This is a genomic window from Bifidobacterium sp. SO4, from assembly GCF_018555355.1.
GTDB lineage: Bacteria > Actinomycetota > Actinomycetes > Actinomycetales > Bifidobacteriaceae > Bifidobacterium > Bifidobacterium miconisargentati.
In genome coordinates this window covers 1-14,419 of record NZ_JAFEJP010000013.1, presented here as the reverse complement: position 1 = coordinate 14,419, position 14,419 = coordinate 1, and the positions used below count along the sequence as shown (strand labels likewise).

Here is a 14,419-nt window from a genome sequence, read left to right as displayed (position 1 = left end):
GAAATATACATCAGAAGCAATAGATCAGGTATGCGGTTATGCCAAGGATCTGCGAGATTTTCAAGAAGAAAGCCATGATAAACTGCTTGTTCCGATCCTGATTACCACAAAAGCTGACCCAATAAAGAATGAGGTAGCCGATAAACGACGGATCCTCAACCCAATTCTTTGTAACGCTAATAATCTAGGACAATACATAAACAAAGTGGCATCTATCTACAAAGACGAATCCGATTTCAATTACACACAATGGGAAAACTCACGCTATTACCCGACTCCGACTATTGTCGAAGCGGCACAGGCCTTGTATCAAGGCCATAACGTTCATGAGATCACTCGCAATGGAGCAGGCGCAACAAATCTGTCCGTTACAAGCAATGCCATTGATAACATCATCACTAGGACAAGGGAATCAGGCCAGAAAGCCATCTGCTTCGTCACGGGTGTCCCCGGAGCAGGAAAAACGCTCGTAGGCCTCAATATCGCAGTAAAACACTCCAATTCCCGAAACGGCGAACGCGCAACATATCTTTCAGGAAACGGACCGTTAGTGGATGTTCTTATGGAAGCACTTGCACAGGATAAAGTTTCCCAAGAACAAGGAAAGGGAATTAAGCTTAAAATATCTGACGCTAGAAGAGACACTACAGCATTCATCCAGAAAATTCACAATTATCGGGATGATTATGTCGGTAATGACAAGCAGCCTACAGAACATGTAGTTATATTCGATGAAGCCCAGCGAGCTTGGACGCTGACCCAAATTAGGCATTTTATGTCTCAAAAGAAACATATTCCTGATTTTCAATACAGTGAGCCTGAATTCCTTATTCAGACAATGGATAGACATACTGATTGGGCGGTGATCATATGCTTAGTTGGCGGCGGACAAGAAATACACGATGGCGAAGCCGGTCTTCCAGAATGGTTCGCGGCATTGCAGCGAACCTTCCCGCGCTGGAAGGTCTATGCCTCCGATCGATTGCGCGATGATGAGTATCTTCGAGGGAAAGCTTGGGATGAGGTAATTGGCAATCTCGATTGCACAATTGTGTCTGACCTCCATCTTTCAACAGATCTCCGATCTTTTAGGGCACCAAGTCTTGCCGTTTTCATGAAAGCAATCCTTGACGTTGATCCGCAATCAGCCATATCCGAATTTAACCGAATCAAAAACAGATATCCCATAGTTCTGACACGCGATCTTAACTCGGCAAAAAGATGGGTCAAAGACCAATCCATAGGCAATGAGCGGTTTGGCATTCTCGCCAGTAGTGGAGGTTTACGTCTTAAACCAGAGGGAATTTTTGTCAAAAGCGATAAGTCGGTAGTGAACTGGTTCCTCAAGCCCAAAACGGATATCCGCTCGAGCTATGCGATGGAGGACTGTGCTACAGAATTCGACGTGCAGGGGCTGGAGGTCGATTATGCCATCGTCGCATGGGATGCTGATTTTCGATTCGATGGCACGCAGTGGAATTATCTTCAATTCAAAGGATCCACATGGAATAATATCAATTCGGAGACAGATCGTCGATATCTCAAAAATGCGTATCGGGTGTTGTTAACACGGGCACGACAGGGAATGGTTATTTTCATTCCTAAAGGTAATAAAAATGATATTACACGGAATCCCGAATTTTATGATCTCACTTATAAATATCTTCGATCAATCGGTATTCCTGAAATATAAACCGAATTATCCCTATTAAGCTTTTGTTGGCCTGTTGTGCATGAAACCGTCTCAGTTTATGCATAACAGGCCAACAAAACAACTTCATTAACACAAGACGTGGAATACACAATATGTTCCCTTACATTGTACGGACAAAAAGTATAAAACAATACAACTTATCGGATTTATGTCAATCCTTTGGTTAAGCGGAGTCAAACCGTACGCGCGTCTCCTCAATCGTTGTTACATCAAATATACTGGTATTTTGACAACTCGAGCTATACAAATTACAAGGTTGCTGGTTGCTTGAATGGACATTCATCCGTCAGGCACATAACTTCATCGGATTCCAAGCAGCCCACCAATGAATCCTCCGATAAAGCCGATTACCCAGAACACGAGCTTGATGGCCTTGACCGCCAGGAACGCGATGATGAATCCCGCAATGAACCATCCCATGATGGTCTCCTTCCTTTCCTGTGTGACCGGACCTTCCGGCCACACACCTTCAATAACCGGACAACACACTGATAGGACCGATTGCCACACCGGCGCTGAAGCCGGTGGCCATGGTCGGCTGTGAGCCAGCATGTTCATCACCTCGTCGCAACGACGCGACACGCCGACAAAGACAAGGTAAAACCTTCCATCTGCGGGATTGTCCGGTTGCTCAGAGTGTCACGCGGAAAGCCCGGGTGACGGAAAGACAATCGTTCGGGGAAGGACCCCGGACGAAAAAGAAGAAAGGAAAACCATCATGACCATGAACGTCATTCTGATCGCGCCGGATACCGAAAGCCTGCCGGAGGGCGCCAAGGCGGCCGGACTCGAGTACGCGGTTCGCCGCGCGAGTGACCGCGCGTTCCTCTCGGATCCGGATCTCGACGGCACCGACTCCGCATGGGAGGACGACGCGATGAACGGCACGTGGGTGAGCAGCGTGGACGAGGCTTGGGACCTCGCCGACCGCTTCGATCTGACCGATCCGGACGAGGAGCAGGACCTGCTCGACGGCTATCAGGTCGTCAGCCGTCCCTGGTTCTACGAGGACGACCTCATCGACAGCACGGAGCCCGTCGCGCTCGACAAGCTCGACTTCAGCAAGCTCGGCATCACCCTCGACGACTTCGAAAAATAGGACCAGCCCACGGCAGCGCAGGACAACGAAACCGGAAAGGAGAACACCTTGGGAGAGAACGACAAGCATGACCGCGAGCGGGTCATCAACCACGAATGCCACGCGCAGGGCCTCATCTGGGTGAGTGACACCTCCCGTCCGGGGAGCCTGAAGCGGCTGCAGCACGAGTTCGACCTGATCGGCGGCATCATGCCCAAGTTCGAGGTCACGGGCTTCGAGAATTTCGACCATTACCGGCTGAACCGGTACGGGTCTCCCGAAGCGTTCGTCCTCTACCAGCACATGTGGAAGGAGGACGGTGAAGGCAGAGATACGGGTTCGGAGACCCGCGTGCAGCGGGGTTCCATGAACGATGTCGCGTTCGACCAGACCGTGCTGCGTACCAAAGTACCGGTGAACTGGCATTGCACCTCGGACCTGTGCCTGCGCTACCAGCAGGACGGCGACCGAATCACGCCGGACTGGGAGTCGGCCCACCAGTACTTCTCGGTGATGCATCTGGCCGAACTCGAACGTGAGCATATGCTCACCGATGACGACGAGCTCCGCGAGGAGAGCGTCGTCGCGTTGATCGAGCGCCGTTCCGGCCTGGTGCTTCCCCTGCCCGCGCACGCCGTGATCTCCTGGATGTACTACAGCGACGGGGCAGGCGTGGAGTTCGCCGTGTATGACGGCAAGTCCCTGCGCTGGCAGATGGACACGTATCCCGAATACTTCGACCCGGACACGTTCCTCAACGAGGACGACGTGGAACTGGACATCGCCAACTGCCTCGACCTGATCGAACGCATCCAGGCGGGATTCCTCAACCCGCGCACTCTCACCAAGGAAAACCTGCCCGCATGCCCCGTCCACGAACGGGCCCTCAAAGAAAGGAAACGATAGCGATGCCCATGACGAAACCGATGCCGGCAGCCATGCCGATGACCGCCACAACCGTGGCCACCGTAACGGCAACTCCGGAAGAGGTCGACGATTCGTTCGACGACATCATCCGCGGTGGGTTCTTCGAGGACGACGACCGTGGAGGCGGCGGCGAAAGCTGCTGCTTCCCGATCGGAGAATGCGACTAGACACCCAAGTACTGGCTGGCCATCGCGGACCGCAGCAAGCCCGGCGGCCTATACAAGCTGTACTTCTGCCCTCGTCATTTCGCGCTGCGGCTGCATCTGATCCTCGACGCCACGAGCCGCAACGTGTACTTCGATGAACAGTCCACGCCGTCCCAGGTCCGCGAGGTCTTCCACTCCTACTTCCTCGCTTGGGGCCGGATCGGACTGTAGGGCGGGAAATCACGAGACTCCCGTCCTGCATCTCTCCACCGGCTCTGCATGAGTTGTCCGGTTGGAAGGGGTAACAGCAAGAAATCCTCTTTACTGAAAGGACAATCATCATGAGTTTCCTGTCGAGCCTGTTCAACACGTACGACGTGATCAAGGAAGGCTGGTGCTTCCTCACCGACGAAGTGGTGCTCGAGGACGTGTCCATCGACGAGGCCGAGGACTTCATCGACCGCCATTCCGGCTTCTTCTTCGGCGACGGCACATACAAGATCGTCCGCCACGGCGAGTGGTGATATGACATGACCGACATCTTCTCTGGCCGACCGCCATTACAAACCGAATATAACTTGTGCCATCGCATGCGGTGCGGTTAACCGCATCTCAGATTCTTACTGTGTTTGTGAACAAGTTGTTCGTAAGCAACTTGCTTACAAGCACAGTAAGTTAATGCTCATGCACGGGAGGTGCCAACCGACGCACTCCGCCTTGCGTCAGACACATCTCCCCGTTCGAGCGCCCGGTAGATGGTGGCGCGGCCGACGCCCATCATGGCGGCGATCTGGTTGACGGTCACCGTCCTGGACTCGTAGAGGCGTCGGATCTCCCTGACCTGCCTGCCGTCGAGCTTGGTGGGCCGGCCGCCCTTTCGTCCGCGGGCGCGTGCGGCCTCGAGGCCGGCGTTGGTGCGTTCACGGATGAGGTCGCGTTCGAACTGGGCGAGGGCGGCGAAGATGTTGAACACGAGAATCCCGCCGGGCGTGGTGGTGTCGATGGCCTCGTTGAGGCTGACGAACCCGACGCCCATCTGCTGGAACCGGTTCATGAGCTCCACGAGGTTCTGCACGCTGCGTCCCAACCGGTCGAGCCTCCAGACGACGACCACATCGCCTTCCCTCAAGAGTTCCATCATCCGGTCGAGTTCGGGCCGGTGGGCCTTGGCGCCCGAGGCGACGTCGACGAACAGCCGGTCGCACCCGGCCTTGTCCAATGCGTCGCGTTGGAGGTCGGCCGTCTGGCCGTTCGTGCTCACCCTGGCGTACCCGAATCGCTTTCCCATACCCGCAAACGTATCACAACCCGTGAAATGCACCGAATATTAATACGTTGTTTACGGGACGGTTTTTGATACACATTCGCCCGGCGTGTCGGAGACGCGCCTCGATTCGCACGTCAGGTGTCCGCAAACGGTCGTTTTCGGACACCAAGCGTCACATGCCCGCCGACCGCGGAGTCTTCCATGCTGCCCCATTCCATCAAATCGTGATTTGTCAAATCACGATTTGATGAATACCCTTCACCCGTCGCGCATCCGTATATGAAACCACTGCGGCCATCCACACCGAAGACGACTCACCCCTCCGACGGCAAAGCCCGGACAGGCACCTCCCATCTCACACGACATGACGAATCCCGTCTGACTATTCCTCCCGGATGGCACATACCTCGTACCGGAATGTGAAGAAATCATGAAGGCGGTTTGCGATTCCAAGCCGTCACGCCGTGTTGTCCGGTTGTCTTCAGTGTCACGGCGAGAGGGCCGGGACGACGCGGCGGGAACGCCCGGCGCGTGCAGGATCTTTCCGGAAGCGAGGAACACATGGGACGCAACAACCACAAGCCGCATTACGACAAGCCTTGGCTGAGCCTTGACGAGCAGATCAGCCGCGTGGAGGAACGCGGCATGACCGACGCGCACGAGTACGCGATGGAGTTCGCCCGCATCGGCTACTACCGTCTGAGCGGCTACTGGTATCCGCTGCGCAGGATCGACCCGGCCACCGGCAAGCGGCTCGACGAGTTCGTCGATGGCGCGCGTTTCGAGCATGTCATGCGCCTGTACCGGTATGACGAGCAGCTGCGCGCCGCCCTGTACTCCGCGCTGAGCAAGATCGAGGTCGCCCTGCGCGTCAAGACCGGATACGTGCTGGGCCGCCGCGATGCATTCGCCTATCTCAAGCCCGCGATGCTCAAGGACAACATCGACGTGGTCGCCTACGCCAACTTCGCCAGCTCGTTCGCCCGTGAGGCCGAACGCAACGACGAGGACTACGCCGAGCACTTCAGGAACGACTACGACGGGCAGATGCCCCTGTGGGCCGCAACCGAGGCCATGACCCTGGGCAACCTCATCAGCCTGATGCTGTGCATGAAGCCCGAGGACCGCGACGAGATCGCCGCCGACTTCGGCGTCTCCCGCGGCGCCCTGCGCTCCTGGTTCCCGACCCTGACCGAGCTGCGCAACAGCGTCGCCCACCAGGAGCGCCTGTTCGACCGCGAGTTCGACAACATCCCGAACTGGGAGCAGCGCCCCGAACTCGCACACGCCAAGCAGGCCAACGAGGCATACCTGCGGTGTCTCGAGAACCTGTCCCGCATGAGCTACGAGACGTACCGCGAATTCCAGCAGTCCCGACGCTACACCCGGATCTACGGGCAGATCGCCGTCATCGCGTACATGCTGCGCAACCTCGGTGACGACGACGAGGCCCTGAACCTCAAGCACTGCCTCGAGGCGTTCCCCACGGACGTGCCCGGCATGAGCCCGAACAAGACCATGGGCATCCCCGACCACTGGAAGGACCAGATCCTGTGGAACTTCGACCTGTCCACCATCGAGGAGAGCAAGTGAGAAGCCGAACCAAGACGGATACCGGCGGCGGCCGCGCGGCCGGCAGTATCGCCGCCAAGCACGTCGACCTGAACCGCGCGAGCATCGTCTTCGAACGGTATGCGCGTGTGGCCTTCGAGCTCGACGGGAGGACGCATACGGGCGTCGTATGCGGGGTCAACCATCACGACTTCTTCGGCAACGAATGGTCGTACGACATCATCGACGAGGACGAGCCGATGATGTTCAAGAACATGACCGTCGAACGCGACCGCATCCTTCCCCTCGACGGGCGGGACGGCCCCGATCGTCAGGCCGCACAGCAGGTCATCGACCGCTACCGCCGGAGCTGACCGCAAAAGCTTCGGAACACGGCCCGCCTCAGCTTCCACTGACGAATCCGGAACCGAGCCAGCCACCGGCCGGAACCACCCCGATTGACGCCTCTTTACCCGCGATATTCCGGGCGTCACGGCGTTTCAGGGACGGCAATCCCCTAAAACATTCCACATAACCAGTTTTCACCCATTGAGAGAGGGAGGAACACCGATGTACACCTGTCCGAAATGCGGCACGGAAAGCCCCGACGAGGCGCGCTTCTGCCGCGGCTGCGGCACCCCGATAACCAACGCAGCCGCATCGCCCGCACACGCCGCGCCACAGCAGCCGCAACCATCCATCCGACCGTCCACCCCGGCACCCACGACCGTCGCGGCGCAGCCCATGCCTGTGCCAACGGTCCTGCCGCAGCCGTCCATCCCGGTGCCTCCATCCGTCTCCGGGCCGATTCCCGCTCCCGCGCAGCCGTCCGTCCCGGCCCCGGCCGCCCCGTCATCGATCCCGGGCCCGGCACCGTCGCCGGCCACCCCGTCTGCCGGCGTCCCACAGCCTTCCGAGGTCAAGCCACTGCTCACTCCCGAGCAGCAGGAGAAGGCGAAGGCCGAGGCGCGCGCGTTCGGCGAATGGTTCAAGACGTTCGTCACCAGACCGTCCGAGACGGGCGGCGGCAAGGCGTGGTATGGGATCGCGGTCATCCTGGCCACCACCGCGATCTCGGCCCTGACGTTCATCGTGATCCTGGGCCATATCTATGACGAGTTCGGCTACTACATGCCCTACGAGATCGCCTACTACGTGGACGACCTGGTCACCCGCGCTGGCACGGCCCTGTTCTTCGGGATCTGGCTGGGCACGACCGCGTTCCTGTACGCCACGCTCGGCTGCCTGCGCCTGACGCGCGCGATCATGGCCTCGCCCGACACGTTCGCGTCCCTGCATGACGGGTACGCGCACCGACTGTCCCCGTGGACGGTCTCGTACACGGCCGCGCTCCTGCTCGCCCTCGTGCACCTGGACCCGCTCGCCCTCGCGGTCTGGTCGCTGGCCTCGTGGGCGCAGTCCATCTGGGTGTACGTGCTCGTCTGGGAGGGCGAGTCCCGCCGCAAGCTCGACGGCCAATGGCTCCGGTTCCTCACCACGTTCCTCATGGCCATCCTCCAGACCATCATCAGCATCATCCTAACCGCCATCGTCGCCGGCGCGCTCGGCCTGACCTTCATGGGGGCGATCTCCAATGTCCTGTCCTGAATGCGGCACCCGGAACCAGCCCGACAGCAAATACTGCATCGGCTGCGGCAAACCCCTCACCCCCACCGACGACACCCACACCCTCAGGGAGACGTCCGTACCGGAACCATCCGCACAGGCTCCCGCCGCCTCCCCGACCAGCATGGCCGCTCCAGGCACGCCCTCGCCGGCGGCCGGCGCCGTCGCGCCCGTACCCATGCCGCCGATCCCAGCAAACCCGACGCCGCAAGCGGGAGGCACCGACGCTACCACCATGGCCGTGAAACCGGATCGTCGCCGCGCGATCCTCATCACCATCCTGGCGGCATTGATCGCCATCTGCGTGGTAGCCGGCGGCCTGGTCGCCTGGAACGTATTCGGCCCGAAGACCGTACCCCAGATCAGCGTGGACACCGCCTCGGATGCGGTATCCCAGCTCGAGGGCCACGGGTTCAAGGTCGTGCGCAAGAAGCAGTACGCCGGGGCCAAGAAGGGCTCCTACCTCGGACTCGACGGCGTCAAGCCGGGCGACAGGCTCAGCGCGGGCAGCACCGTTACGGTAGTCGAATCCGCCGGCCCCGGCGTGCCCGAAGGCACGGTCGGACTCACGCCCGACAAAGCCGAAGACAACCTCAAAGGCATGGGCGTGACCCTCACCGAACACGAGGTCGTCTCCGACAAACCCGGCCAAGTCGTCATCACCACGCCCGCCGACGGAGACCCGGTCACCGACACCCAGGACGGCATCCATCTGGGAGTCGGCGTCGAAGGCGAGGGCATCCCCGTCGAAATCGCCGGACAGGACATGAACGACGCGCAAAGCGCACTCGAGGACAAGGGCTACACGGTCACCATGGAACCCCGCTTCTCCAGCCGCCAATACCTCGGCAAAATCGTCGGAGCCAACCCGTCCATCGGCCTGAAGACCGACACCAAGGACGTCACCCTCTACTACGGCGTCGACGCATCCAAGCGATACGACGTGCTCACACACAAGGTGGATGATTATGGCCGTGAGGTCACCATCGCCAACCTTACGAACCGTCTTGAAGGTGAATATTGCACGGATGGCGGAGACTGCTTCAATCTCATTCCGTACCTTTCGTCTTCCGCACAGGTGTCGGGCACCATCGATATGACGAACGGCGACTGGCAACACGACGTGAAGACCTGTCCATACATGCAGAACGGGTACTGGGGATGCGTCCCATCCAACCAAACCGACGACAAATTCCAGAAGACGTATATGAAGGGATGGCTCATATCCGGCGATACCGGCGCCTTCGAACTGCACGAGGGAGACGGGTTCTCCTACTGCGGCGACAAGCTATTCGGCGGAGGAGCGACTTCCTACCACTGCGAAAACGGCACCGCAGTAGACGGGTATGGAGAAAACACCGGACTCACTTACAAACCGGAAGAATTCCTCCTGTACATGCCCGTCAACGCCGACCTCAAGACTTTGAAATCCAACGGATATTTCGATGGGAAATCCACGTATGAGCCAGACAAGGACAGACCCTACATCATCCGTCGCGATAACACAAAATACACCGACTTCTCGAAGTCGTTCATACCGAACTACGATGGCAAGATGGCCGCTTTCAAGGACGCGCCAAACAAGAACAACGTCTACTACCTTATCGAAAACCCCATTGACTGGAATTTGTTCGACGAGAAGGTAATCAGCGAGGCAAAGACGACGGAATCGAAGATGGAATCATCCGATTCACAATCCGTAGCTAAAGCCGAAGCTACAACTGATTTCGCCACGTTTGCAGGAAAGTACATCCTGTCCGGCGGAGCCGGCGGCCGAAGCACAATGCTCACCCTGGCGAAGGATGGTACGTTCACCGGCAAATACAGCGCCTCCGCCATGGGTGAAACCGGCGACGATTATCCCAACGGAACCGTCGACACCGCAACGTTCACTGGACGGTTCAAGACGATCACGAAGAACAAGAATGGCACCTACACACTGGAATGTGATGCCTCTTCACTGAAACTGAAAGGTGCACCGGGCCAGAGCGAAATCCAGAATGGATTACGTCACCGCAATGTGGGGCTCGACGCCACAGGCATGACTCCTTGCGGCGAGTACACGGGATTCCCTGACGCCTCTGATCGTTCCGCTATGCCCGAGGAAACCGTGGAATTGCTGGACAATGTCATCAATGGCGGTACCGACCCCATGCTGCTCAACAACCAGTTGGAAAGCGGTCTTCCATTCGTGACATGGAACAACTGACGGACCCGTCAAGTCACCCGCGCCAGGATCCGCGTAGCCGTTCCAATCGTTCGTCGATCTCGGCGAGCGAACGTTCGAGTTCGTCCTCGAGACGTTCCAATTCCGCGAGGTCGGCGGATGTGAGCACCCATCCGCCGACCGTCTTCCGATGCGCATGACTTCCTGAAACCACAGTCATAACACCGTATCCTACCCGCCCTCTGGTAGCAGTTTCATCGGGACTCCCTGAGTTCCTTCACGCGGGCATCCCACTTGCGTTTGCATTCGATCTGGAGCGCGCGGTCATTGGACTTGACCGACATGCGTTCCCGGCGCATCGCCATGCGTTCCTCGTGGAATTTCCGGTATCGTTCGAGGTCGCCCTCTTGCCTTGCTTCGCGTTCCTTCGCCAGGAGCGACCCTCCGAGGATGGAGCCGACCTCATAGAACAGGTCGTAGAGGACGCTGTCTTCGAGGTTTTCGAGGTTGAGGTTGCTCATCGGTGCTTCTTTCTCCGCGTTGGTGTTAATTGTCACACATTACAAGGAAAAGCCCATGCCCAACCTCGACCCCACTCCTTGCCGGCGATCACGTACTTCGTGATTACCGATAGGAGCCAACGATTCCGCCATGCCGGCACCCAAGAACGCACCATCGAAGCAGCCGGGCCGGTACCGGAAATCACCGCGGAACCCTCATGCGGATCATCGGGCTGGAATCCCGGTTCCACTGTCACGGTTCGAAACACACCGTCGGAACACCCGGCAGTCTCGCATGCCAAACATGGAGTTGTCCGGTTATGACAGGTAGGACGTTCCGAGAGAGAATCGGGACAGGAGATCCGTCAAAAAAACGGAAAGGAGCCGACCATGGGGTTGAGGATGGCCTACTGGGGTATCTGGAGCAATGATCCCGCGTTCGAGTTGACGTACCGGGTCGAGTGGGACGAGGAGCTGCTCGCGTTCACCGCGTCCTGCCTGGAATACCCGGAAATAGAAGGCGTAAGCTCGCCGGACGGTGAGGCCGCGCTCCAATACCTCGCCCGTCAGGTCAGCCGGACCATTCAGAACGACATCGCCGAGGGACGCTCCCCACGCGAACCCGTATCGGCCCGCGGCGCGATGCGCGTGTTCGAGGACGGTGAAAAGGCCCTCTCCCGGCTCCTGGAACGTGTGAGCCTGCTCGCCTACCGCGCCAAGCGGGACGGCGACGACGCACGATACCGGGCTTACACGGACGAATGGCATGCCCTGTGCGAGGAGCGCGAGGCCATCGAATCCTACGAGTTCGACCGCATGAACCGGGCGGCCCGTGTCTGGCGGGAGCGTCTGCTCATGTTGGAGCCCCTGGCCTGGCCCGACCCCGACCAACGCCGTGAGATCCACGAGACCATGGAACAGGATCCAAGGAAAAGCGACGGCGATCTGGTCACGGATCCGATGGATCGGTACGCCTGCCGTCAGGGCACGTATCCCGTGGACGACCAGGAGGACTGGCAGCTCGCCGACACGCAGCACGACCGCATGAACGACCTGAGTGCCGAGTTCATCGCCCTGGAATACCGGTGCGATCCCAGTATGGATGATTATGATTGGACGCCGGACGATTCGCCCGCGCTTCAGGCCCACGACCGCCGGCTCAGCTACGCGCTTCAGGCCGAATACGACGGCAATTCCCGTTTGAAGACCCCGCGCTCTACCGTTATCGGGCTTATCCACAAGTGGACCCGCGACTGCTTCACGTACCGTACCGTCTTGAATGTGATCGACCCGTCCGGGGACAGCACGGACACCTGGGAGCACCTGTACGACTTCACCGAACAGGACCGCCAACGCATCCTCGCCAGCGAGATCAGCATGCCCCTGCTGCGCCACCTCCTCGTCGCGCACACCACCAAACGCATGCTCGACACCGTCCTCGAACACCACTGGACCTGGGCCGCTCCCCTCTACGGCCTGCCCGACGGGTGGAAGCTCGCATTCGGCCCCGAACTCATCCGCGACATGCAGCAGATCATCGACCCGGGACTCGACGACTTCCGCATCACCGGCATCGACACGAAATTCGGCCTGCCCCGCATCCACTGGCAGTCCGACAGCGGCCATTCCGCCGCCGGCGCGACGGCCGCAGGGAACGGGCAGGCGGGTCCCGTGACGCTCATGACGAATCTGCTGTTCCTCTACCGGCTCGCGGCGATCCACGCCTGCTCCCGTTGCGGACAGTTCGGCGGCATGTCCCATGCCATCGACGGGCTGCCGGTCTGCGACGAATGCGCCGCCGACACAGAGACCAACGCCGAGACGATCCCTAAACCCGCCCACGACAGGACGGACAAACCAACCCGTCTGGCCGACACCATCGTCTACGACACCGACACCAACCAAGGCGCCCGCCCCGCAGACCAACTCACGGCCGACAAACGCCTGAAGGACCTCAACATCCTCCACCTGCTCGACTCGGTCGACCAAGCGAGAGCCTGACGCCACCAGCATTCACAGGGGAGGAATGAAAGGTCCTTCCACTGATGCGGGAGTTCCCTGTCATGTCGTTGCGGCCGCGACTTTCGAAGTTTTCAGTTGGCGGCGACGATCTGGGCGCTCAATCCGTCGGGCAGGGACACTGCCGTACAAGTGACCTGCAGCTCCTGCTTCTGTCCGGCGGCGTTCTTCACGTCCGCCATGACAACGTACGTGTACGTGCCATCGGCTTCCAGGGTGACCTCCTGGACCACGCCGGTGATGCCATGCGCCTTGAATCCGTAGGGGAAGGCGCGTTCACCGGCCTGATTGCAGGCCACACGCACGGCGGCGGTCATGCTCGCGCCCGCCGAGGAGCCGGTACCCGTATCGGAAGACGACTCCGAGCCGGACGAACCGGAATCGCTGGAATCGTCGGATTTCGACGCGGCCAAGTCGGCCTCCACGATAAGCGTGACCATATAATCTGTCTGCGAGGCCTCCTTAACCACGTACTTGGTGCTGGTGTCGGCGAGTACGTCGGACGTGTGGTCGGCGTCACGGTTCGCGACATAACGGGTGTCGACGGTCAAACCCTTGTTTTGCAGATCGGTGATGACGTCGCGGGCGTCACGGCCCACGAGTGCGCCCGTGTCCACCGTCTCCGGCTTCGCCTCAGCATCTTTAGACGAATCAGCTTCCGGCGTCTCTGATGCCTTGGGCGTCGTCTGGACAGTCTGCTGTGTTTCCGACCCCGCATCATCGTGCGAATCCAACAGCGCGGAAATACCCAGGTACAGGAAGCACGCGGCGATTACGGCAATCATGGCAATCAGAAAAACACGATCACTTTTAGTCGTTTTGGCTTTCGAAGTCTGACCGCCGTGGCGGCCACCGTGACGCGCACCGCCATCGGACGGTTTCGAAGGGCCTCCCGCATCCACGATCTCGGTCACCGGGATGATTTCCGGACCATCCTCCGGCAAACTCGCCCCGGTTTTTCCGTCATCAGATGCAGCGAAGGGTTTCACATCGCTCATCCGCTCGGATGAGCGCACACCAGAGGACTTACGCTCGTTCGACTTGGCGAATTCCTCCAGACGTTGCGCAGCCTTCGCGACCGCGTCCGCCGCACCGGCGGCAGCATCCGACGCGCCGGCAGCAGCGTTACGCACGGCGTCGGAGTTGGCGATGTTCTTCAGCGTCTTTGACTCGGAGGCGCGACGCTTCAAATCGTCAAGCCCCTTGTTGATACCATCCAAGTCGAGCATAAAATCTTACTCCTCGTTTTCGTATGGCATTCCATATTAACCTGCCAAAGATCGTTGGTAGAGCAACGCGACGTGCCTCACGTTTTTTGAGCGCGAAATGGGTAGTGGTGCCTCACCTGGAGTGAGCGCGAAACCGGGTTGGTCTGTTTGGCTTGTCGTATGGAAGACAGGATCAGCATGGCGACGAAGCGGCAG

General features: G+C 59.1%; 14 protein-coding genes. 10 read left to right on the top strand and 4 right to left on the bottom strand.

Annotated elements, in window-relative coordinates; all coding sequences use genetic code 11:
- Positions 1-205 precede the first annotated feature (205 nt).
- The 5 genes from JS536_RS08765 (at position 206) to JS536_RS08745 (ending at position 4,389) form a co-directional block, all read left to right on the top strand.
- The gene (locus JS536_RS08765) at positions 206-1,693 is read left to right on the top strand and encodes a DUF2075 domain-containing protein (RefSeq protein ID WP_214356622.1); all 1,488 of its coding nucleotides are present in this window, start codon (positions 206-208) and stop codon (positions 1,691-1,693) included.
- A 739-nt stretch (positions 1,694-2,432) separates the two neighbouring features.
- Positions 2,433-2,813 (top strand): hypothetical protein, encoded by a 381-nt coding sequence (locus JS536_RS08760; RefSeq protein ID WP_214356621.1) that lies wholly within the window; start codon positions 2,433-2,435, stop codon positions 2,811-2,813.
- Between the two features lie 48 nt (positions 2,814-2,861).
- On the top strand, positions 2,862-3,698 hold the full coding sequence (locus tag JS536_RS08755; RefSeq protein ID WP_214356620.1) for a hypothetical protein: 837 nt from the start codon (positions 2,862-2,864) through the stop codon (positions 3,696-3,698).
- Between the two features lie 2 nt (positions 3,699-3,700).
- Positions 3,701-3,886 (top strand): hypothetical protein, encoded by a 186-nt coding sequence (locus tag JS536_RS08750; RefSeq protein ID WP_214356619.1) that lies wholly within the window; start codon positions 3,701-3,703, stop codon positions 3,884-3,886.
- Positions 3,887-4,206: 320 nt separating this feature from the next.
- Positions 4,207-4,389 (top strand): hypothetical protein, encoded by a 183-nt coding sequence (locus JS536_RS08745; RefSeq protein WP_214356618.1) that lies wholly within the window; start codon positions 4,207-4,209, stop codon positions 4,387-4,389.
- Positions 4,390-4,547: 158 nt separating this feature from the next.
- On the opposite strand, the gene JS536_RS08740 is transcribed toward JS536_RS08745, so the two are convergent.
- The gene (locus tag JS536_RS08740; RefSeq protein ID WP_214356617.1) at positions 4,548-5,153 is read right to left on the bottom strand and encodes a recombinase family protein; all 606 of its coding nucleotides are present in this window, start codon (positions 5,151-5,153) and stop codon (positions 4,548-4,550) included.
- A gap of 540 nt (positions 5,154-5,693) precedes the next feature.
- Between JS536_RS08740 and JS536_RS08735 the strand changes: the two genes are divergently transcribed.
- From JS536_RS08735 to JS536_RS08720, 4 genes are all read left to right on the top strand, one after another.
- Complete coding sequence (locus tag JS536_RS08735) at positions 5,694-6,725, top strand: Abi family protein (RefSeq protein WP_214356616.1); 1,032 nt, start codon at positions 5,694-5,696, stop codon at positions 6,723-6,725.
- Complete coding sequence (locus JS536_RS08730) at positions 6,722-7,057, top strand: hypothetical protein (protein ID WP_214356615.1); 336 nt, start codon at positions 6,722-6,724, stop codon at positions 7,055-7,057. The genes JS536_RS08735 and JS536_RS08730 overlap by 4 nt, the downstream gene beginning before the upstream one ends.
- Positions 7,058-7,253: 196 nt before the next feature.
- On the top strand, positions 7,254-8,291 hold the full coding sequence (locus tag JS536_RS08725) for a zinc ribbon domain-containing protein (RefSeq protein ID WP_214356614.1): 1,038 nt from the start codon (positions 7,254-7,256) through the stop codon (positions 8,289-8,291).
- A complete protein-coding gene (locus JS536_RS08720; protein WP_214356613.1) occupies positions 8,278-10,518 on the top strand; it encodes a serine/threonine protein kinase in 2,241 nt (746 codons plus the stop codon). The genes JS536_RS08725 and JS536_RS08720 overlap by 14 nt, the downstream gene beginning before the upstream one ends.
- A 13-nt stretch (positions 10,519-10,531) precedes the next feature.
- Here JS536_RS08720 and JS536_RS08715 read toward each other — a convergent pair whose 3' ends face one another.
- Positions 10,532-10,696 (bottom strand): hypothetical protein, encoded by a 165-nt coding sequence (locus JS536_RS08715; RefSeq protein ID WP_214356612.1) that lies wholly within the window; start codon positions 10,694-10,696, stop codon positions 10,532-10,534.
- 34 nt (positions 10,697-10,730) lie between these two features.
- Positions 10,731-10,997, bottom strand: a complete 267-nt coding sequence (locus tag JS536_RS08710; RefSeq protein WP_214356611.1) for a hypothetical protein — start codon at positions 10,995-10,997, stop codon at positions 10,731-10,733.
- 369 nt (positions 10,998-11,366) lie between these two features.
- On the opposite strand from JS536_RS08710, the gene JS536_RS08705 reads away from it, so the two are divergent.
- Entirely contained in the window at positions 11,367-12,977 is a 1,611-nt protein-coding gene (locus tag JS536_RS08705; RefSeq protein ID WP_214356610.1) for a hypothetical protein, read from the top strand.
- Between the two features lie 92 nt (positions 12,978-13,069).
- On the opposite strand, the gene JS536_RS08700 is transcribed toward JS536_RS08705, so the two are convergent.
- Positions 13,070-14,224: a hypothetical protein gene (locus tag JS536_RS08700; protein ID WP_214356609.1), complete on the bottom strand. Its 1,155-nt coding sequence runs from the start codon at positions 14,222-14,224 to the stop codon at positions 13,070-13,072.
- Positions 14,225-14,419 lie beyond the last annotated feature (195 nt).